The sequence below is a fragment of the Escherichia sp. E10V10 genome, assembly GCF_004211985.1.
Classification (GTDB): Bacteria; Pseudomonadota; Gammaproteobacteria; order Enterobacterales; family Enterobacteriaceae; genus Escherichia.
Genome location: NZ_RHJO01000002.1, coordinates 252,291 through 273,435 on the forward strand (window position 1 = coordinate 252,291; position 21,145 = coordinate 273,435).

Here is a 21,145-nt window from a genome sequence, read left to right on the forward strand (position 1 = left end):
CATTAATAATGATAACCAATATCATATGATAATTTTTATCATTTGCAAGCCAGAGAAATCCCTTGCTATCGGGTAAACCTATCGCTAGGATTAGCAATCATTATCATTTAGATTACTATCACGATTATGGCCTATCGTTCCGCACCGCTCTATGAAGATGTTATCTGGCGAACGCATCTCAAGCCGCAAGATCCCACGCTTGCACAAGCGGTTCGCGCGACGATCGCCGAACATCGTCAACATTTGCTGGAGTTTATCCGTCTGGATGAACCCGCCCCGCTTAGTGCCATGACGCTGGCGCAATGGTCCTCTCCCAATGCGCTAAGTTCTCTACTGGCGGTCTATTCCGATCATATCTACCGCAATCAACCAATGATGATCCGCGAGAACAAACCGCTGATCTCACTGTGGGCGCAATGGTATATCGGCCTGATGGTGCCGCCATTAATGCTGGCGCTGCTGACGCAGGATAAAGCGTTAGATGTGTCGGCGGAACATTTCCACGTTGAGTTTCACGAAACCGGTCGTGCTGCCTGTTTCTGGGTCGATGTGTGTGAAGATAAAAACGCAACATCACATTCGCCACAGCAGCGAATGGAAACGTTAATCAGCCAGGCGCTGGTTCCGGTTGTGCAGGCATTAGAAGCGACAGGTGAAATTAACGGCAAACTTATCTGGAGTAATACCGGTTATTTGATTAACTGGTATCTGACCGAGATGAAGCAGTTGCTTGGCGAGGCGTTAGTTGAATCGCTCCGCCATGCCCTGTTCTTTGAGAAAACGCTCTCCAGCGGCGAAGATAATCCATTATGGCGCACAGTCGTGCTGCGCGACGGCCTGCTGGTGCGCCGCACCTGTTGCCAGCGTTATCGCTTACCGGATGTGCAACAGTGTGGGGATTGCACGCTGAAATAAGCACACTGCCGGGAGGATAAACCCGGCATTAAGTAGATTAATATGGATGCAACACATTACTTGTTTCTGAAATCCGCATACATAACAGAATATCTGCCGCCTCAAGCAATCCGGCATCAGAACTGACACCCAGTTTCGACATCACATTAAATTTATGCGCGCGGATCGTTTTTATATTCCGTTTAAGCTGTTCAGCAATTTGCGTCATTGAGTAGCCACGCGACATAAACCGTAATATTTCCCTCTCTGTCGGGCTCAGCGTCCGGCTTTGATTAATATACCACTGGTTGTTCAGTCGATCGGTCGCCTGACGTACACCATTTAATGACAGAAACAACTCCTGGTGAAAAACATCCAGCGTTGATGCTTTACTTAACACACCATCCAAAGGAGAAGGCGATAATGAGCCAATCAACCGCGCTTCAATATCATCATCCGCAATAACCAAACGCCGGGTACGTGGAAATTTGATTGCCAGCTCAGTCAGACAAGATAATCCCTCCCTGCGCTCAGTTCTCATGGCAGAAAAAGAAAAAATGACCGCCGCAAATGAAACCCGCGACATAGCATCCTGAAAAGCCTCCTGGCTGGTATACGTATAGAGTTTATAAGGATTACCCGCAAACTTTCTGAATAAACTCTCAATACCGATACTGCTCATGACGCACTTTTCTATGAGTGCGACATTTCTCTTCTTAATTCGGTTGTGTTCCATTCCGCGGCATCTCCATAAACAGAAGGCAAGTTAAGTTCCCTTGCCCCCTGTGCGCTATTAATCCATGCATACATCTCAGCGTTACTGTGAATTGCCAGCCGACGCATCGCACTGTTTTTTTGTGCGCTGATGGTTTTATTGCTTTTCTTAAGCAATGAAGCTATTTGGTTGATGCCCCATCCTTTACCTAACAGCCGCAGTACCTTGCGTTCAGAAAGGGTAAGAATCACGGTGCGATAACCAAATTCCTGGATTTCCGGCATTGCAGGCGAAGTCAGCATGGCGCTGATGCGATCTGCATGGACATTGCCGGAACGAACGGTCTTGACCAGATTCTCAATGGGCTCGATATCGGACAGTAACGTCGCAGTTGGACACATGAGCAGTTCCACCGCCTGAGAGTACCAGGCTCGCGAAACCATGAAAACCCAATGAATTTCCCGGTATTGTGAGATCAATGAATAGTAATGTTCACAAACAGAACGCGGGTCTTCTGTTTGTCCGGCTAAATCGGCAATAACTAACCCAGCCCGACGTAATTGTAATATGGTCAGCTCCTCCGCAGAGGTGCTACTCGTTATATCGTATTCAGGGAGATGGGTCCTCATGACCTCTTTTAACCCTGCCTGCATAACGGGTATTTTACTGATAACAATTCCATTTTTGCAGCATCCTGGCAACATATATCCTCCACATCCACTGTCTATAAATTATGATGGTTTATTCAGAATATTCATCCTTTAAATAATTCCAATAAATTAATAGATTCAGCGAATAATTTATCCTTAGCATTCACTTCATATCAGTTTACCCCAGCCACACAAAAAATCCTTTGTATGTTTCAGGAGACTAGCATCAAATAATAACCTGGAAAAATACCTCTGACACATTTAAAATATCTAAATTATGTTGTTAGAAATACTTAATCAACATCCTCAAAATCAATCAGTTTAAGATATCATTTAAAATAACGAATAAAAGTTAAATGAAACGCCTTTAGCCAGAATATCAAGAAAAAAACCAATAAAAACTGAAGTGTATTTCTTACCAGAAACCGAAAAAAATGATTTCACCGGCCATTACTCAAACGCGTAAAAACAAAACAATAAATTCATTTTAATGATAATATTCATGGAATTATTTATTCCACTCAAAACTTGCACCGTTTCCCTTCCGCGAACTCATCACCGCAACCAGGATTAATCAGCGCAATTTTGATCTTAACCAACGTCAAAACAGCCATGCTTCGTGATACAAAAGGGTTCTCATTTTTTGAAAAATACGCAACGCGTCTATGACAAAGGGCGAGTTATGCAAACAGAGCAACAGCGAGCCGTTACACGGCTATGTATCCAGTGCGGATTATTTCTTTTACAGCACGGGGCGGAGAGCGCGCTGGTTGACGAGCTTTCTTCACGACTGGGTCGGGCGTTAGGGATGGACTGCGTTGAAAGCTCCATCTCTTCCAATGCTATCGTACTGACCACCATTAAAGATGGTCAATGTCTGACATCTACGCGCAAAAACCACGATCGCGGTATTAATATGCATATGGTTACTGAGGTACAACACATTGTGATTCTGGCGGAACATAAGCTGCTGGATTACAAAGGTGTTGAGAAACGTTTTAGCCAAATACATCCCCTGCGCTATCCGCGTTGGCTGGTCGCTTTGATGGTGGGACTCTCTTGCGCCTGTTTCTGTAAACTGAATAACGGTGGTTGGGATGGGGCGTTGATTACATTCTTCGCCAGTATGATCGCCATGTATATCCGCCAGCTACTGGCACAACGCCACCTCCATCCACAAATAAACTTTTGCATCACTGCCTTCGCCGCCACCACAATTTCTGGCCTCCTTCTACAACTTCCGACATTCAGTCATACGCCTACTGTGGCAATGGCGGCCAGTGTTCTTTTACTGGTGCCGGGTTTTCCGTTGATAAATGCTGTAGCCGATATGTTTAAAGGTCATATAAATACCGGACTGGCACGCTGGGCGATTGCCAGCCTGCTGACACTGGCAACCTGCGTTGGCGTGGTGATGGCACTCACAATTTGGGGGCTACGCGGATGGGTGTAATCGAATTTCTCTTAGCATTAGCGCAGGATATGATCCTCGCGGCAATCCCAGCGGTCGGCTTTGCGATGGTGTTCAACGTGCCAATCCGGGCATTACGCTGGTGTGCGCTGCTTGGCGCGATGGGTCATGGTTCACGAATGATTTTAATGACTACCGGACTCAATATTGAGTGGTCGACGTTTATGGCTTCGCTACTGGTCGGCACCATTGGTATTCAGTGGTCGCGCTGGTATCTGGCGCACCCGAAAGTCTTTACCGTGGCGGCTGTCATTCCGATGTTCCCGGGCATCCCGGCGTATACTGCAATGATTTCAGCGGTAAAAATCAGTCAGTTAGGTTACAGCGAGCCGTTAATGATTACCCTGTTAACTAACTTTCTTACCGCTTCATCAATTGTTGGCGCGTTATCCATCGGTCTTTCCGTTCCTGGATTGTGGTTGTACCGCAAGCGCCCCCGCGTATAAAATTGCCTCGCTTAAAGCACATGGATGAGAGGCTGCCTGGCCTCATCCGTGTGTTACTATAAAAGTAATCTCCCTTCTCGTTCATCGTTCCATATTGAGAAACAGTATGTCTTCCAGAGTTTTGACCCCGGACGTCGTTGGTATTGACGCCCTGGTACACGATCACCAAACCGTTCTGGCAAAAGCAGAAGGCGGCATGGTTGCCGTATTTGCCAACAATGCCCCGGCGTTTTATGCCGTTACGCCCGCGCGTCTTGCTGAACTGCTGGCGTTGGAAGAAAAACTGACGCGTCCGGGAAGTGACGTGGCCCTGGACGATCAACTCTATCAGGAACCGCAAGCCGCCCCCGTAGCCGTACCCATGGGCAAATTCGCCATGTACCCAGACTGGCAACCCGATACCGACTTTATCCGTCAGGCGGCATTATGGGGCGTGGCGCTAAAAGAGCCGGTGACCGCCGAAGAACTGGCGTCATTTATTGCTTACTGGCAGGCGGAAGGCAAAGTTTTCCATCATGTGCAGTGGCAACAAAAACTGGCGCGCAGCCTGCAAATAGGTCGTGCCAGCAATGGCGGATTAACGAAACGAGATGTGAACACAGTCAGTGAACCTGACAGCCAAATTCCACCGGGATTCAGAGGGTAACGATGAAAAACGTTGGCGACCTGATGCAACGTCTGCAAAAAATGATGCCAGCCCATATCAAACCCGCTTTCAAAACGGGTGAAGAACTTCTGGCATGGCAGAAAGAACAAGGGGCGCTCCGCGCCGCCGCTCTTGAGCGCGAGAATCGGGCGATGAAAATGCAGCGAACCTTTAACCGCTCTGGCATTCGTCCACTGCATCAAAACTGCTCCTTTGAGAACTATCGTGTTGAGTGCGAAGGGCAGATGAATGCGTTGAGCAAAGCGCGCCAGTATGTCGAAGAGTTCGACGGCAACATCGCCAGCTTTATCTTTTCTGGCAAGCCTGGAACTGGCAAAAACCATCTGGCGGCGGCAATCTGCAACGAACTGCTGCTACGCGGTAAGTCCGTATTGATCATCACCGTGGCCGATATTATGTCGGCGATGAAAGATACCTTCAGAAATAGCGGTACCAGCGAAGAACAACTGCTTAACGATCTGAGCAACGTTGATCTGCTGGTGATCGATGAGATCGGCGTGCAGACCGAATCGAAATACGAAAAAGTGATCATCAACCAGATCGTCGATCGCCGCTCTTCTTCCAAACGCCCAACCGGGATGCTGACCAACAGCAATATGGAAGAGATGACCAAGTTACTGGGCGAACGCGTTATGGATCGTATGCGACTGGGTAACAGTCTATGGGTTATTTTTAACTGGGAAAGCTATCGTAGCCGGGTAACGGGTAAAGAGTATTAATCCTCCTTTCCGGCGCTATACTGCGACACAATTCCACCTTGAGTAATGATGATGAAAACTATTAAACACCTTCTGTGCTGTGCAATTGCCACCAGCGCATTAATTTCCACCGGGGTGCATGCCGCGTCCTGGAAAGATGCGCTTTCCAGCGCCGCCAGTGAACTTGGCAACCAAAACAGCACCACACAGGAAGGCGGTTGGTCGCTCGCCTCATTAACTAACCTGCTTAGTAGTGGCAACCAGGCGTTAAGCGCAGACAACATGAACAATGCCGCAGGCATTTTGCAATACTGCGCGAAGCAAAAGCTGGCTTCAGTTACCGATGCGGAAAACATCAAAAATCAGGTCCTGGAGAAGCTAGGCCTGAACAGCGAAGAGCAGAAAGAAGATACCAACTATCTGGATGGCATTCAGGGTTTGCTAAAAACCAAAGATGGTCAGCAGCTTAATCTGGACAACATCGGTACGACTCCTTTAGCTGAAAAGGTAAAAACCAAAGCCTGCGATCTGGTGTTAAAGCAAGGTCTGAACTTTATTTCCTGATCCGCATAACGCCGCGTTTTAGCTGTTAATCGGCTGGCGCGGCTATCCCCTTCTCTTTTTCCCGCTTCTGACGCTTTCATCCCTTGCTATGCGGGAAACAACCTCGCTCAAAAAAGTCTGTTTATAAACTAATTCCTAACAACATCGCATTTTTTTGACACTAGAATTGCAGCTATATGGCAGCACCATTACATTGTGTTTCTCAAAAAATCTTAAACATCGGCTAACCGGCCTGTTTTAGTGAGGATCGCCCGTTGTCAGAACTATTCTCTTTCGCCCTATTTCTCGCCTCTGTGCTGATCTACGCATGGAAAGCGGGGCGTAACACCTGGTGGTTTGCCGCCACGTTAACGGTACTGGGGTTATTTGTCGTTTTAAACATTACCCTGTTTGCCAGTGACTATTTTACTGGCGACGGCATTAACGACGCGGTGCTCTATACCTTAACTAACAGCCTGACCGGTGCTGGCGTCAGCAAATATATCCTGCCGGGAGTGGGTATCGTGCTGGCACTGGCGGTAGTTTTCGGCGCGCTGGGCTGGATCCTACGCCGACGCCGTCATCATCCTCACCATTTTGGCTACAGCCTGCTGGCGCTCTTACTGGCGCTGGGTTCTGTGGACGCCAGCCCGGCGTTTCGCCAGATAACGGAGCTGGTAAAATCCCAGTCACGCGACGGCGATCCTGACTTTGCGGCTTATTATAAAGAACCGTCGAAAACCATCCCTGCCCCCAAACTTAACCTGGTTTATATCTATGGTGAGAGTCTGGAGCGGACCTATTTTGATAACGACGCTTTTCCTGACCTCACTCCCGAACTGGGCGCACTGAAAAATGAAGGGCTGGATTTCAGTCATACTCAACAACTGCCAGGAACGGATTACACTATCGCGGGCATGGTGGCGTCTCAGTGCGGGATTCCACTGTTTGCCCCGTTTGAAGGTAACGCCTCTGCCTCGGTTTCCAGCTTCTTCCCGCAGAACATCTGTCTTGGCGATATCCTGAAAAACTCCGGTTATCAGAACTATTTTGTGCAAGGGGCTAACCTGCGTTTTGCGGGTAAAGATGTGTTCCTGAAATCACACGGTTTCGACCATTTGTATGGTGCAGAAGAGCTGAAAAGTGTGGTGGCGGATCCGCATTATCGCAACGACTGGGGATTCTACGACGATACCGTGCTGGATGAAGCGTGGAAAAAGTTTGAAGAGCTTTCCCGCTCTGGTCAGCGATTCTCACTGTTTACTCTGACGGTCGATACCCATCACCCGGATGGTTTTATCTCTCGCACCTGCAACCGCAAAAAATATGATTTTGACGGTAAGCCGAATCAGTCATTCAGCGCGGTAAGTTGCAGCCAGGAGAACATCGCGACGTTTATCAATAAAATCAAAGCGTCACCGTGGTTTAAAGATACCGTCATCGTCGTCTCATCTGACCATTTAGCGATGAACAACACGGCGTGGAAATACCTTAATAAACAGGATCGTAACAACCTGTTTTTCGTCATCCGTGGCGACAAGCCACAGCAAGAGACGCTGGCGGTGAAGCGCAACACCATGGATAACGGCGCTACAGTGCTGGATATTCTTGGTGGCGATAACTTTATCGGCCTTGGGCGTAGTAGCCTCTCTGGTCAATCCATGTCGGAAGTGTTCCTCAACATTAAAGAGAAAGTGCTGGCGTGGAAGCCCGATATCATTCGTCTGTGGAAATTCCCCACCGAGATGAAAGAGTTCACCATCGATCAGAATAAAAACATGATCGCCTTCTCGGGTACCCATTTCCGTCTGCCGCTGCTGTTACGCGTGTCGGATAAACGTGTGGAACCACTGCCAGAAAGCGAATATTCTGCACCACTTCGTTTCCAGTTGGCCGATTTCGCTCCGCGCGACAATTTCGTCTGGGTTGATCGCTGCTACAAGATGGCGCAGCTATGGGCGCCAGAGTTGGCTCTCTCCACTGACTGGTGTGTTTCCCAGGGGCAGCTTGGTGGTCAGCAAATTGTTCAACATGTTGATAAAACGACGTGGAAGGGCAAAACCACATTTAAAGATACCGTCATCGATATGGAACGCTACAAAGGCAATGTCGATACGCTGAAGATTGTCGATAACGATATTCGCTACAAAGCCGACAGTTTCATTTTTAACGTCGCGGGTGCACCGGAAGAAGTGAAACAGTTTAGCGGGATTTCCCGTCCGGAGTCGTGGGGCCGCTGGTCCAACGCGCAGCTGGGCGATGAAGTAAAAATCGAGTACAAGCATCCGCTGCCGAAGAAATTTGACCTGGTGATTACCGCCAAAGCATACGGCAATAACGCCAGCCGTCCTATTCCGGTACGCGTAGGCAATGAAGAACAAACCATCGTACTGGGCAATGAAGTGACCACCACCACGCTGCATTTCGATAACCCAACCGATGCCGACACACTGGTAATTGTTCCGCCAGAACCTGTCTCAACCAACGAAGGGAATATCCTCGGACACTCGCCGCGTAAGCTCGGCATTGGCATGGTGGAAATCAAAGTGGTGGCGCGTGAAGGGTAATCACTGACTGATTTGTAGTTTGGATAGACGCGCAAGCGTCGCATCCAACATTGAGTACATAATGCCGGATGCGACGAAAACGCCTTCTCCGACCTACAAAACATTATTAAGAAACAGAAAAAACAGCGCCCAACATTTCCCCGGGCGCTGCATGGCAACTCGCATTATCAGAAAGTAATCACGCCCTTAATCAACTCACGATTGTTAATCACATCGCGCTCATAGATTTCTGCCAGCGTGGCGAATGGATAGCGATGGGTTAACATCATGTCGGCAGTAATTTTCCCTTCCGCCATCAGCCGCCCGACTTTCGCGAAATCTTCCGGCGTGGCATTTCGGCTGCCCATCATTGTGGTTTCTTTTTTATGGAATTCCGGATCAGAGAACTGCAACTCGCCTTTAAACAGGCCAACAAAAACTACCGTGCCGCCATGACGAATCAGATTAACGGCGTTATTCATCGCATGTTGATTACCTGTTGCGTCGATCACTTTCTGCGCCAGCGAACCACCAAATTGCGCCCGCAACTGGTCGTCAAAATCCTCGGCTGACGGGTCCAGCACGGGTAACTCCAGACGCGTTGCCACATGCTCACGCCGCGCCGGACTGGTATCCGCCACCACCACCTGTGCGCCATCGGCTTTAGCGATTGCTGCCGCGCCCAGACCAATTGGTCCCGCCCCGACCACCAGCACCTGCTCACCTGGCGCAATTGCTGCGCGACGAACCGCATGAGCGCTAATAGCGAAAGGTTCAATCAATGCTGCCGCCTGCGGATCAATACCATCCGCAGGCAAAATGTTCGCCACCGGCACGCTCAAATACTCACTAAAACCGCCATCCTGATGCACGCCAATGACCGAAATTTTTTCACAGCAATTGGTGCGACCGCTTTTACACGCCGGGCATTCCTGACAAGAAATATACGGAATTACCGCAACTTGCTGTCCATTTATAAGATCAGCAATATTTTTTCCCAATCCAACAATCTCCCCACATATTTCATGGCCTAAAACGCGTGGATAACTAAAAAATGGTTGATTCCCCCTCCAGGCATGAATATCGGTACCACAAATTCCGACGGCTTTAATTTTAATTAATGCTTCGTTGTCACCCGGAATAGGTATCTCGCGTTGTTTCCAGATTAATTCTTTCGGCTGCTGACAAATTAAAAATTTCATCGTAGACATGATTCTGTTCTCCATTCTTTGTTGCAATAGATATCAATGAAAATTAAAAATGACAGCAAAACAGAAAATCTATTTTGTGAAAACACACACATAAAAATGTTTTAAATATGGTTTTAATGGACTCACAAGGAGAAAATATGAGTCGTTCGCAAAATTTACGCCACAATGTGATTAACCAGGTCATTGATGATATGGCGCGTGGTCATGTCCCTTCACCACTTCCATCGCAAAGCGCGCTGGCGGAAATGTACAACATCAGTCGCACCACAGTGCGGCATATTCTCAGCCACTTACGCGAATGCGGCGTCCTGACACAGGTCGGAAATGACCATGTTATTACGCGCAAACCTGACTACGATGACGGTTTCGCCTGCACTATCGCTTCAATGAGTGAGCAAAACAAAATGTTTGAACAGGCTTTTTTCACTATGATAAACCAGCGCCAGTTACGCCCTGGGGAAACTTTTTCTGAACTGCAACTGGCGCGAGCCGCGGGTGTCAGCCCGGTGGTAGTGAGGGAATACCTTTTAAAATTCGGTCGGTATAATCTTATTCAAAGCGAAAAACGCGGTCAGTGGTGCATGAAGCAATTCGATCAACCCTACGCCGAGCAGCTGTTTGAACTGCGTGAAATGCTCGAAACACATTCACTTGAGCACTTTCTTGACCTGCCTGATCATGATCCCCACTGGCTGCAGGCGAAAAGCATGCTCGAACGTCATCGCCTACTACGAGACAACATCGGCAATAGCTTTCGTATGTTTTCCCAACTGGACAGAGATTTTCACTCCTTACTGCTTTCAGCTGCCGATAATATCTTTTTTGATCAATCGATTGAGATAATCTCAATCATCTTTCATTTTCACTATCAATGGGACGAAAGCGATCTTAAACAGCGTAATATCATTGCCGTCGATGAGCACATGACCATTCTCAGCGCCTTGATTTGCCGCAGTGACCTGGATGCCACCCTTGCGCTCCGTAACCATTTGAATTCAGCTAAACAATCAATGATTCGCTCCATTAATGAGAACACGCGTTATGCTCATTAAGTACGGATTAAAAACAGCAAACTATTAGCGGGTGCACGGTTTTATCAAAAGATAAATACCGGGAAATTCCCGCTTACCTATGCTCACAATCAGTCGACTAAAAATGTTTTTGTGAGCGGAAGTAAAGTCCTAAAACTTTAACCTGCCGTTAATGTCAACCTTGCGTAATGCACAATTACGTAAACAATTAAAATTATAAATACAGGAGTCCGGCGTGGAAAAAGAAAATATCACCCTCGATCCGCGTTCTTCATTTACTCCATCTTCGTCGGCAGATATTCCCGTGCCACCAGATGGATTAGTTCAACGCAGTACCCGAATTAAACGCATTCAAACCACCGCCATGTTGTTATTATTTTTTGCGGCGGTAATCAATTATCTCGACCGCAGTTCGCTGTCGGTAGCAAATTTAACGATTCGTGAAGAATTGGGATTAAGTGCCACCGAAATCGGCGCTTTGCTCTCCGTGTTTTCACTCGCTTACGGCATTGCGCAACTTCCTTGCGGCCCACTATTGGATCGTAAAGGCCCACGCCTGATGCTGGGACTGGGGATGTTCTTTTGGTCACTGTTCCAGGCCATGTCTGGCATGGTGCACAGCTTTACGCAGTTCGTGTTGGTTCGTATCGGTATGGGGATTGGTGAAGCGCCGATGAACCCATGCGGTGTAAAAGTCATTAACGACTGGTTCAACATCAAAGAGCGCGGACGCCCGATGGGCTTCTTCAACGCAGCGTCTACCATTGGCGTAGCCGTAAGCCCACCGATTCTGGCGGCGATGATGCTGGTGATGGGTTGGCGCGGGATGTTTATTACCATTGGTGTGTTGGGTATTTTTCTCGCCATCGGCTGGTATATGCTCTATCGCAACCGCGAGCACGTAGAACTGACTGCCGTTGAACAAGCTTATCTCAATGCTGGTAGCGTCAATGCCCGCCGAGATCCGCTCAGTTCTGCCGAATGGCGCAGCCTGTTCCGTAACCGCACAATGTGGGGAATGATGCTCGGATTCAGTGGCATCAACTACACTGCGTGGCTGTATCTGGCCTGGCTTCCTGGTTACCTGCAAACAGCCTATAACCTGGATTTAAAAAGCACAGGGTTGATGGCGGCTATCCCTTTCCTGTTTGGGGCTGCCGGGATGCTGGTCAACGGTTACGTTACCGACTGGCTGGTCAAAGGGGGAATGGCTCCGATTAAGAGCCGGAAGATCTGCATTATTGCCGGGATGTTCTGTTCTGCCGCCTTTACGCTGGTAGTACCGCAAGCGACAACATCCATGACGGCGGTTCTGCTGATTGGCATGGCACTGTTCTGTATTCACTTTGCCGGAACATCCTGCTGGGGATTGATCCACGTCGCAGTCGCTTCTCGCATGACTGCGTCGGTGGGCAGTATCCAGAACTTTGCCAGCTTCATCTGCGCCTCTTTCGCGCCGATTATTACCGGTTTTATTGTTGATACCACACACTCATTCCATCTGGCACTAATCATCTGCGGTTGCGTCACCGCGGCTGGTGCGCTGGCGTACATCTTCCTGGTTCGTCAGCCGATCAACGACCCACGTAAAGATTAATCTCCCTATGCCCGATAGCATTTTGCTTATCGGGCATTTTTCATGGCGATTAAAACGTTTCCCAGTTATCCCCGCTATCAGCGACGGCAATTTTGCGCGGCACAACCGGCAACGCTGCGTTTAACACTGGCAAAGCTTCATGCTGACGCTGTTGCGTTTGCTGTATACGGAACACCGCCACGGCTTCGGTCAGACGGCTGGCCTGCTCTTCCAGCGCGGCGGCAGCGGCAGCAGACTCTTCCACTAACGCGGCGTTCTGTTGCGTTACCCTATCCATTTCGACAACCGCTAAACCAACCTGATCAATGCCACGGCTTTGCTCATCAGAGGCTGAAGCGATTTCTCCCATAATGTCAGTAACGCGTGTTACGGCGCTGACAATCTCTGTCATGGTTTCCCCGGCACTTTCGACCTGCGTAGATCCGACATCCACTTTACTTACGGAGTCTTCAATCAAGCTTTTAATTTCACGGGCCGCCTGGGCGCTACGCTGCGCCAGGTTACGCACTTCCCCCGCAACTACCGCAAAACCACGCCCTTGCTCGCCCGCGCGCGCCGCTTCAACCGCCGCGTTCAAAGCCAGAATATTGGTCTGGAAGGCAATACCATCGATAACGCTGATAATATCGGCAATCTTCTGCGAACTGGTGGAGATATCGCGCATCGTCTGTACCACGTTATCCACTACCTTGCCGCCACGTTGCGCAGTTTCAGATGCACTTAACGCCAGATGACTGGCCTGACGCGCGTTCTCGGCGTTCTGTTTCACCGTTGCAGTCAGTTGCTCCATGCTGGCCGCCGTCTCTTCCAGTGAAGCCGCTTGCTGCTCAGTACGTGATGAGAGATCGTTATTACCCGTGGCAATTTCGCTGACACCGCTATAAATGGCATTAGCACCGTTACGTACATCTCCGACAGTACGCATCAGTTCACTTTGCATATGGCGTAAACTCTGAGCCAGTTGTCCTACTTCGTTAGAACCATCCACCTCAATGGGTTTTACCAAATCCCCGCCAGCAATATGACAGATGCTTTCGATCAGGCGATTCATTGGTGCTACCAGCGAGGCTTTAATACCAAACCAGACGGCCACAATGACGGCTAACACGACGATCAACACGCCCACCAGCACCCACATCGCCTGGTTGTAGGAAGCATTATTATCGCTGACGGCAATATCGTAGAGACGATCGTTTTGCTCCATATAAGCCATATACAGCTTCTCGAAACCGTCCTGATATCCCTGAGTCGGCTGCTCAAAAAACTCATTGATTTTGCCTGCACCTAACAGCTGGATCAGCTCCGCCAGCGCATTGTGGTAAATATCGTAATTACGTTTGATGTCCGCCGCTGCGGCTGTGCTCTGACGCGGGTCACGCGGCAATGCTTCGTAGTCCGCCCAGTTTTTTTCCGCTTGCTTCAGCGAAATACTGGCACTCTGCATCAGCTCGGCGACGGTTGAACCGCTGCCAATATTGTTCTGATCCATCATGTAGCGGATACCCGCGCGGTTGAGAGTGTTACGTGTCTGCAACAACGCGACCCAGCTGCCATTCAGCGTGGATTGCTGCTGACGAATGGTTTGTAAAACGGAGAAATTTTCTTTGTCATTTTTTAAGGCATTAAAGAACAAACCGCCTGATGTCAGTTGTAAAAGGCCAAAAACGGCCAAAACCAGCAATAAGCTGGTCACGATCTTAATACGTTTAAACATGGTTTCTCTTCCCTCCAGACCTGATACTCAGGTTGTCGGCCTGGTGGTAGAAAACTTTATGATCTGGAGCGGTGTTGAGCGTTTTTTTGTCGCTGCGTACTTACATTTTTTATGAGGGTCACACTCTGGAGCAATTTTTATGGTACAAAGTACCAGTTTTTACTGAATCAGTGATACTCCCATGGCTTATAGCATCGATATCATCTCCTGCATTACCGAGCGGTTTATGGCGTTAACCGCCACTGAAAAGCGTATCGCACAATTTATTCTTGATGACGTCTCCGCAGCCGTGGAACTGCCAATTGCCGAGCTGGCGCGGTTAACACAAACCAGCCAGGCGTCGGTGACGCGTTTTGCCCGTGCATTGGGTTGCAAAGATGTCCGCGAACTGAAAGTCAAACTGGCGCAGTCACTGGCTATCGGGCAGCGGTTTATTCTCGATGTACCGGATCTTGACGGTGTTCAGGGGATCTACGAATCAATTATCAGCGTGCTGGAAACGCATCGTCGCTCACTGGATATGAACGCCATCAGCCAGGCGGTCAGTTGGTTAAGCCAGGCGCGGCAAATTCTTGCATTGGGAACGGGCGGCGGTTCTACCATCTGCTCGCAGGAGATCCAGTACCGTCTGTTCCGCCTGGGATTGCCAGTGGTCAGTCAGAACGATTCACTCATGATGAGAATGATGTGCTCAGCCGTGATGCCGCAGGATGTGGTGATAGTTCTTTCACTCGGCGGCTATACGCCAGAAATCATCGAAAGTGCCGCTATCGCCCGTCAGTACGGCGCGCGAGTTATCGCCATTACGCCTGCACAAACACCACTGGCAGAACAGGTGGATCTGGTATTGCCGTTGCTGGTTCAGGAAAGTGATTACATTTTTAAGCCCACCCCTTCCCGTTACGCCATGCTCGCGATGATCGATGTGCTGGCAACAGAGCTGGCTATGGCAAATAAAGCGCAGGCGAAAGATCGCCTGCGGCGGATAAAACTGGCATTAGACAGCCACCGGGGTGGCGCTAACCGCCAGCCACTTGGCGATTAGCACTATTGGTTATGCCTCTTCAGGTTTGGTGATCACGACACTCTGGTTTTCACGCTCATTGGTGATAATAGCCAGAGCTTCTTCCCGGCTGATCTCGCTTGCTGGCGTTACCAGCGTCACCAGTACGCCAGCGACCAGGCTTCCCAGCACTGACGGAATACACGGGTTACCCCAGTAAGCCAGCCAGTCGGCATTCATCAGCACCACAATTGACATCACCATACCGCTCACTAACGCTGCCAGCGCGCCCTGCCAATTAAAGCGTAGCCAGAAGCGACCGAGAATCGAGCAGATAAACAGCCCGGACATCAGCATCGAAATCATTTTGGTAATGTAGCTGATGATGTCATTAGAGGTCAGAGCAAAGACCAGCGCCAGGCCAATAACAAAGGTCAGCATCCAGCGTGAGTAAGTGATTGCCTTGTTCTCCGGCGGCATTCTGCCGGTAATCATCGTGTAGACATCGCGCATCATAATCGCCACCGCTGCGATGGCATCGGAGCTGGCAGAAGACATGGTGGCAGAAAGCCCGGCAATCAGTACCACCAGGCCAAGCAATGGCGGCAGAAAACTGGTGGCGAACAAGAAGGCATAGTTACTGTTTTCCAGATTCGGGTTCATGGTGAACGCCGCCATGCCGATAATGGCAGGCAGAATCGAGAAGAACAGATACAGCACGCCAGTAATAACAAACGAACGGCGTACAGAGGGAACATCTTTACCCGAGTAAATACGCTGGCGATAAGACGGTGTTGCCAGCACACCTACGCCAATAACCAGCGCCAGCGAAAGCGCAGGTAACACGCCCATTTTATCAATCGCAAACAGGCTCATCGCTTTTGGGTCCATCGCCTGTTCAATCGCACTCCAGCCGCCTACGTGAACAACGGCAAGAATAGCCATCAAAATAAAACCAAAGAACAAAATTAAGGCCTGAATGGTGTCTGTCCACACTACCGCCGAATAACCGCCGATAATAACGTAAATCGCAAAAGCTAAGGCGATAATTAATTTTGCTACAGTAAGATCAATACCTGTTGCCCAGGCAAGATACATACTGCCACCTAAAATATGCGCGCCCAGCCAGCCAATAGAGGCAATAAATATCATCAGACCGACAATATTTTTAATTAAATGACTCCCGCCAGTATAATAAGAGAGTTCTTCACTCATGGTCATAAAACGTAATTTACGTACCGGTGCAAACAGCCACGCCACCAGCAATATACCTACGGCCCCACCGACGCCATAAAGCATTCCGGCCCAGCCATTGCTGTAACCAAAGCCCACTGCGCCCATACTGGAACCCGTGCCAACCATTGTGGCAACGGTTGAACCCAGCGTCAGAAACAGCGGCAGCGAGCGCCCGCCCAGCAGAAAATCTTCTCCGCTTTTCTGATTTCGCGAAACAAACCAACCAAGCCAAATCATGGCGATGGCATAAATAATAAAGCCGACTAAAAAGATATGACTGTTCATAATTCACATCCTGCCAGTAGAGAGAAAATAATGTAAGAGTTCCCGGAGTGCTGAATGTATTCAGCACTCAATTGCGGTCTATTTTTTTAATTCTTAAATTTATTAGCGGGTCGCGTTATAACAGGTCACATCGACTTCGACTTTACAATCGACAACCAGATCAGCCACACAACAAATACGTGCGGGCGGATTCTCGCCAAAAAATTCTCTGAATACTTTATTAAATGACTGGAAATAGCGGGCGTCGGTCAGGATCACTTTCACGTGAACCACATCCGCCAGGCTATAACCGGCTTCGGTCATGATGTCGACACAGTTTTGGATCGCCAGTCGTGACTGTTCAACGATACCGCCTTCTACCACCTCACCATTTTTCATGGGTGTTTGCCCGGAGACGTACAGCCAGCCGCCCGCCTCAACCGCCCTGGCAAACGGCAAATGCTGCCCACCAGTGCCCGTTCCACCTTCCGTACCGTAACGTTTAATGCTCATATTCACTCCTTAATGTGAGGTCTGGCGGCGCAGGAAACGTCCCGCACGGCCTGTAATGTGTTTATCGCGACCATAGCTCATAACACCGTTCACCATCACCGCCTCAATGCCATCTGCCGGACGTTTGGGATCAGAAAAACTGGCAACATCACGAATGGTTTGCGGATCGAACAACACCAGGTCCGCAAAATAGCCGACTTTCACCAGTCCACGCTGGGGTAGACAAAAACGGCTGGCAGAAAGCCCGGTCATTTTGTGGATAGCCGTGGTCAGCGGGAATAAGCCTTCATCACGACAATAGTGACCCAGCACGCGAGGGAAAGCGCCCCATAAACGCGGATGCGGCATGGGATCATTAGGCAGGCCGTCAGAGCCAATCATACTGACCGGATAACTCAATACTCGGCGGACGTCGCGCTCGTCCATGTTGTAATAGATAGCCCCGGCAGGCATTAGCAGCTTCGCAGCCTCCAGCATACTCATCTGCCAGTCGATGGCGATTTGTGCCAGTGTTTTCCCGGCCTGCTGCGGATGTGTTTGTGACCAGGTGATCACAATATCGAATTCGTCGGTGACTTGTTTGAGATCCAGCGTTGAAGAGCTGGCCGAGTAAGGGTAGACATCGCAGCCAATTTCCTGGTGTTGACGCATTTGGTCAAAAAAAGCCAACGTTTCTTTTGTCCGCCCCCAGTTTTTCGCCCCGGCACATTTATGGTGGGAAACAACGACAGGCACTTTGCCATGACGCCCAATACGAAACGCCTCATCCAGCGCATCCAGAATCGGTTCGAATTCAGAACGCAGATGAGTGGTATAAACCCCCTTCTCACCTGCCAGTTCTTCCGCCAGCGCCATCACCTCTTCGGTAGTCGCCTGAAATGCCGTGGCATAGGCCAGTCCGGAACTTAACCCCAGCGCCCCCTGACTCAACGCCAGACGTAAGTCGGCACGCATAGCGGCAATTTCATCTGCCGTCGCCGGGCGAAACAGGTCGCCCATATGATTATTACGCAGCGCCGTATGACCAATCAGCGTGCCAACGTTCAGTGACGGTCTGGCTGCTTCCACTGCCTGGGCATAGCTTTCAACGGTGGGATAAATAAAGTGCTCCGCTTCCCCCAACAGATTCATCGGGTCAGGGACTTCGCCTTTCATTTTCGCCGACGCTGCACTGATCCCGCAGTTGCCGACAATCACGGTGGTGATCCCCTGGCTGATTTTTGGCAGATATTCCGGGATACGAATAACGTTGATATCGTCATGGGTATGAACGTCGATAAACCCTGGTGCCAGCACCCGTCCTTCACCGTCAATGGCCTGCTGCGCCGTAACGTTAAGCGCAGGGGCAATATCAACAATCCGATCACCTGTTATTGCCACGTCCCCGCGAAATTCAGGGCCGCCGCTGCCGTCGATAACCGTCACATTTTTGAATAACCAGTCAACCTGCATGTTCGTCACTCCATTTCTGCAATGGTGACAAGTTAACCATTTACAAGGATGAAAAACAGTGGAAAACTACGCAAAACCCAGATGATTTTCTGATACTTTTATTCATAAATCATAAGATAAATAAACTAAGTATTTATATTTCATTTAGTTACAAATGATACTCACATCCGATACGTTGAAATCTTTAAAAGGTGAATGTTATGAAATACCACTCTAAGCCGCTGGTTCCCCATAAATCTGCCCTGATGCAAATGCCCGCCAATATCCTTGCCGAAGATGTTTGTTTACCTGCCGCGATCATTAAAAAGCAGGCCCTGGAGAACAACATTACGTGGATGCAGCGTTACGCTGACGCGCGCGGCGTTTCGCTGGCACCGCACGGTAAAACCACCATGACGCCGTGGATTTTTCAGGCGCAGCAGGCGGCTGGTGCCTGGGCAATAGGTGTCGGTAGCGCGTGGCAGGCTGGTGCGGCAATGGCGAGCGGTATTCAGCGTGTGCTGATGGTTAACCAGTTGGTCGGCAAGGCGAATATGCAGCTGATTGCCCAGTTGCAACGGCATTACCCGACGGTCGATTTTATCTGCTGTATCGACAGCATTGAGAACGCCCGCGCTTTGTCTGCCTTTTTTGCCAGCCAGCAACAGACGCTGAACGTGATGATTGAGCTGGGTGTTCCCGGCGGGCGCTGTGGTTGCCGCTCAACGGATGCCGCACTGGCTCTGGCTAAGCAGGCGGCCCAGTTACCAGGATTACGTCTGCGAGGGCTTGAGTTATATGAAGGTGTTTTACACGGTGACGATCCACAGCCGCAGGTAGAAGCGCTGCTGCGGGATGCCGCACAACTAGCCTGTGATATGGCGAGTCTGGTTGATGGCGAGTTTATTCTCACCGGAGCAGGCACGGTCTGGTATGACGTGGTGTGCAATATCTGGCTGGCGGCAGAAAAACCGACTAACTGCCGAATTGTCATTCGCCCAGGCTGCTACATCACCCATGACGCAGGGATCTACGACATCGCGCAACAGCAATTGATCGCCCGTGATCCCGTGGCTTGCGATCTGGCAGGCGATCTCACATCTGCACTGGAACTGGTGGCTATGGTGCAATCGGTGCCAGAGGCCGATCGTGCGGTGGTTAATTTTGGTAAGCGTGATTGCGCCTTCGACGCCGGACTGCCGCAACCAGTCGCCCACTATCGCAACGGCAAATCACTGGCATTTAATCCTGAGGCTATTCGCAGTGTCGGCATTATGGATCAGCACTGTATGTTGCAACTGTCAGCTAATAGCGACGTGCAGGTGGGGGATATTCTGGTGTTTGGCACTTCCCATCCGTGCCTGACCTTCGACAAATGGAAAACGTTGTTATTGACTGATGACGACTACAACGTACTGGCAGAGCTGGATACGTTGTTTTGATAGCGCAGATGGCGGGAGCCTTCCCGCCATTAATTGTATGTATATCCTTTAATATCTATCAGCTACTTAAGGATCGAATATCGTCATAGAGTGACTGGCTGATCTCTACACCCTGTTGCTCACTGCGCAATCGTGCCTGGTAGCGACGTTCTCCCGGCAGGCGCGCGCCCTGTGCCTGCATCTGACTAAACAGTGTTTCCGCCCTTGCCAGATGCCTCCCGGCATCCTCACCAAGAAAACGCTGCGGATCGAGTGCCAGGATCAACTCTCCGCCATACGGCAAACCACCTGCACCGTTATCCCACGCAAGAGACTCAGCACTGGTCATATCGCCAATCAGTGGCCCCGCAATCAGCTCCACCATCGCTGCCAGTGCCGAACCTTTATGACCGCCGAAGGTTAACATTGCTCCGTCCAGCACAGCTTGTGGATCGGTGGTGGCATTGCCATTACTGTCGATCCCCCAACCTTCAGGAAGTGATTTCCCGGCTCGCTGATGTAACTGAATCTCCCCGCGTGCCGCCGCACTGGTCGCCATATCAAAAATAAATGGCGGCTGTTTGTCGCGCGGCCAACCAAACGCGATTGGGTTAGTACCAAAAAGAGGTTTGCGCCCCCCTTTCGGCGCAACCCAGGCATGGCTTGGCGTGGTCGCCAGCGCCACCAGTCCGACTTCAGTCAGCGGTTCAACATCCGCAAATAAGGCGGAGTAGTGAACACAATGATTAATCGCCAGTGCTGCAATCCCGCACTGACGCGTTTTCTCGATCAGTAACGGTAGTGCCTGCTGATAAGCCAACAGCGAATAGCCACCTTTGGCATCGGCCTTAACGATTGCCGGCGCCTGAGATTCCACTGTCGGCAGAGCATCGGCAGAGACTTTCCCTTTTCGCAGCGTGTCAACAATCCCCAGCAGTCGCCATAAACCGTGCGAGGCACAGCCGTCGCGCTCCCCGGCGGTAACGTTGTTTGCAATCACCACTGCATGTTGCTCACTAAATCCGTTACTGATGAGCGCATGATAGGCTAGTGCGTAAGCCTCTGATAATGAGAGGATTACTCTATCCATTTTC

General features: G+C 49.9%; 19 protein-coding genes. 11 read left to right on the top strand and 8 right to left on the bottom strand.

Annotation, left to right across the window (positions count from 1 at the left end; translation table 11 throughout):
* Positions 1-126 precede the first annotated feature (126 nt).
* Entirely contained in the window at positions 127-915 is a 789-nt protein-coding gene (gene fhuF, locus D9736_RS05665) for a siderophore-iron reductase FhuF (protein ID WP_130221692.1), read from the top strand.
* 37 nt (positions 916-952) lie between these two features.
* Here fhuF and bglJ read toward each other — a convergent pair whose 3' ends face one another.
* Both bglJ and D9736_RS05675 read right to left on the bottom strand, forming a co-directional pair.
* A complete protein-coding gene (bglJ, locus tag D9736_RS05670) occupies positions 953-1,630 on the bottom strand; it encodes a DNA-binding transcriptional activator BglJ (RefSeq protein WP_130204762.1) in 678 nt (225 codons plus the stop codon).
* Positions 1,588-2,313, bottom strand: coding sequence for a response regulator transcription factor (locus tag D9736_RS05675; RefSeq protein WP_130216547.1), 726 nt, complete (start codon positions 2,311-2,313; stop codon positions 1,588-1,590). The genes bglJ and D9736_RS05675 overlap by 43 nt, the downstream gene beginning before the upstream one ends.
* A gap of 628 nt (positions 2,314-2,941) precedes the next feature.
* Between D9736_RS05675 and D9736_RS05680 the strand changes: the two genes are divergently transcribed.
* From D9736_RS05680 to opgB, 6 genes are all read left to right on the top strand, one after another.
* Positions 2,942-3,712 (top strand): threonine/serine exporter ThrE family protein, encoded by a 771-nt coding sequence (locus D9736_RS05680; RefSeq protein ID WP_130216549.1) that lies wholly within the window; start codon positions 2,942-2,944, stop codon positions 3,710-3,712.
* Positions 3,703-4,176 carry a threonine/serine exporter gene (locus D9736_RS05685; RefSeq protein WP_130204757.1) on the top strand — a complete coding sequence of 158 codons (474 nt, stop codon included), beginning with the start codon at positions 3,703-3,705 and terminating at the stop codon, positions 4,174-4,176. Before D9736_RS05680 ends, D9736_RS05685 begins: the two co-directional genes overlap by 10 nt.
* A gap of 106 nt (positions 4,177-4,282) precedes the next feature.
* Entirely contained in the window at positions 4,283-4,822 is a 540-nt protein-coding gene (gene dnaT / locus D9736_RS05690) for a primosomal protein DnaT (protein WP_130257893.1), read from the top strand.
* Positions 4,823-4,824: 2 nt separating this feature from the next.
* Positions 4,825-5,562: a DNA replication protein DnaC gene (gene dnaC, locus D9736_RS05695; protein WP_130216555.1), complete on the top strand. Its 738-nt coding sequence runs from the start codon at positions 4,825-4,827 to the stop codon at positions 5,560-5,562.
* A gap of 48 nt (positions 5,563-5,610) precedes the next feature.
* Positions 5,611-6,105 carry a DUF2501 domain-containing protein YjjA gene (gene yjjA / locus D9736_RS05700; RefSeq protein ID WP_130205058.1) on the top strand — a complete coding sequence of 165 codons (495 nt, stop codon included), beginning with the start codon at positions 5,611-5,613 and terminating at the stop codon, positions 6,103-6,105.
* Between the two features lie 254 nt (positions 6,106-6,359).
* The gene (opgB, locus tag D9736_RS05705) at positions 6,360-8,651 is read left to right on the top strand and encodes a phosphatidylglycerol--membrane-oligosaccharide glycerophosphotransferase (RefSeq protein WP_130257894.1); all 2,292 of its coding nucleotides are present in this window, start codon (positions 6,360-6,362) and stop codon (positions 8,649-8,651) included.
* Positions 8,652-8,818: 167 nt separating this feature from the next.
* Here the strand turns inward: opgB and lgoD are convergent, their stop codons facing one another.
* The gene (gene lgoD / locus D9736_RS05710; protein ID WP_130257895.1) at positions 8,819-9,841 is read right to left on the bottom strand and encodes an L-galactonate oxidoreductase; all 1,023 of its coding nucleotides are present in this window, start codon (positions 9,839-9,841) and stop codon (positions 8,819-8,821) included.
* 137 nt (positions 9,842-9,978) lie between these two features.
* Here lgoD and D9736_RS05715 point away from each other — a divergent pair, with 137 nt between their 5' ends.
* Both D9736_RS05715 and D9736_RS05720 read left to right on the top strand, forming a co-directional pair.
* Positions 9,979-10,893 (top strand): GntR family transcriptional regulator, encoded by a 915-nt coding sequence (locus D9736_RS05715; RefSeq protein WP_130257955.1) that lies wholly within the window; start codon positions 9,979-9,981, stop codon positions 10,891-10,893.
* A gap of 214 nt (positions 10,894-11,107) precedes the next feature.
* Positions 11,108-12,469 (top strand): MFS transporter, encoded by a 1,362-nt coding sequence (locus tag D9736_RS05720; RefSeq protein WP_130257896.1) that lies wholly within the window; start codon positions 11,108-11,110, stop codon positions 12,467-12,469.
* A 49-nt stretch (positions 12,470-12,518) separates the two neighbouring features.
* Here D9736_RS05720 and tsr read toward each other — a convergent pair whose 3' ends face one another.
* Positions 12,519-14,183, bottom strand: a complete 1,665-nt coding sequence (gene tsr / locus D9736_RS05725) for a methyl-accepting chemotaxis protein (RefSeq protein ID WP_130257897.1) — start codon at positions 14,181-14,183, stop codon at positions 12,519-12,521.
* 181 nt (positions 14,184-14,364) lie between these two features.
* Here tsr and D9736_RS05730 point away from each other — a divergent pair, with 181 nt between their 5' ends.
* Complete coding sequence (locus D9736_RS05730; protein WP_064530245.1) at positions 14,365-15,228, top strand: MurR/RpiR family transcriptional regulator; 864 nt, start codon at positions 14,365-14,367, stop codon at positions 15,226-15,228.
* Positions 15,229-15,237: 9 nt separating this feature from the next.
* Here the strand turns inward: D9736_RS05730 and D9736_RS05735 are convergent, their stop codons facing one another.
* From D9736_RS05735 to D9736_RS05745, 3 genes are all read right to left on the bottom strand, one after another.
* Entirely contained in the window at positions 15,238-16,707 is a 1,470-nt protein-coding gene (locus tag D9736_RS05735; protein WP_130216571.1) for a sodium:solute symporter family protein, read from the bottom strand.
* A 102-nt stretch (positions 16,708-16,809) separates the two neighbouring features.
* Positions 16,810-17,199, bottom strand: coding sequence for a RidA family protein (locus D9736_RS05740; RefSeq protein ID WP_000023754.1), 390 nt, complete (start codon positions 17,197-17,199; stop codon positions 16,810-16,812).
* Positions 17,200-17,208: 9 nt separating this feature from the next.
* Positions 17,209-18,651, bottom strand: a complete 1,443-nt coding sequence (locus D9736_RS05745; RefSeq protein ID WP_130257898.1) for a D-aminoacylase — start codon at positions 18,649-18,651, stop codon at positions 17,209-17,211.
* A 200-nt stretch (positions 18,652-18,851) separates the two neighbouring features.
* Here D9736_RS05745 and D9736_RS05755 point away from each other — a divergent pair, with 200 nt between their 5' ends.
* Positions 18,852-20,072 carry an amino acid deaminase gene (locus D9736_RS05755; protein WP_130257899.1) on the top strand — a complete coding sequence of 407 codons (1,221 nt, stop codon included), beginning with the start codon at positions 18,852-18,854 and terminating at the stop codon, positions 20,070-20,072.
* Between the two features lie 58 nt (positions 20,073-20,130).
* Here D9736_RS05755 and D9736_RS05760 read toward each other — a convergent pair whose 3' ends face one another.
* A complete protein-coding gene (locus D9736_RS05760) occupies positions 20,131-21,141 on the bottom strand; it encodes an Ldh family oxidoreductase (protein WP_130257900.1) in 1,011 nt (336 codons plus the stop codon).
* Positions 21,142-21,145: the final 4 nt, after the last annotated feature.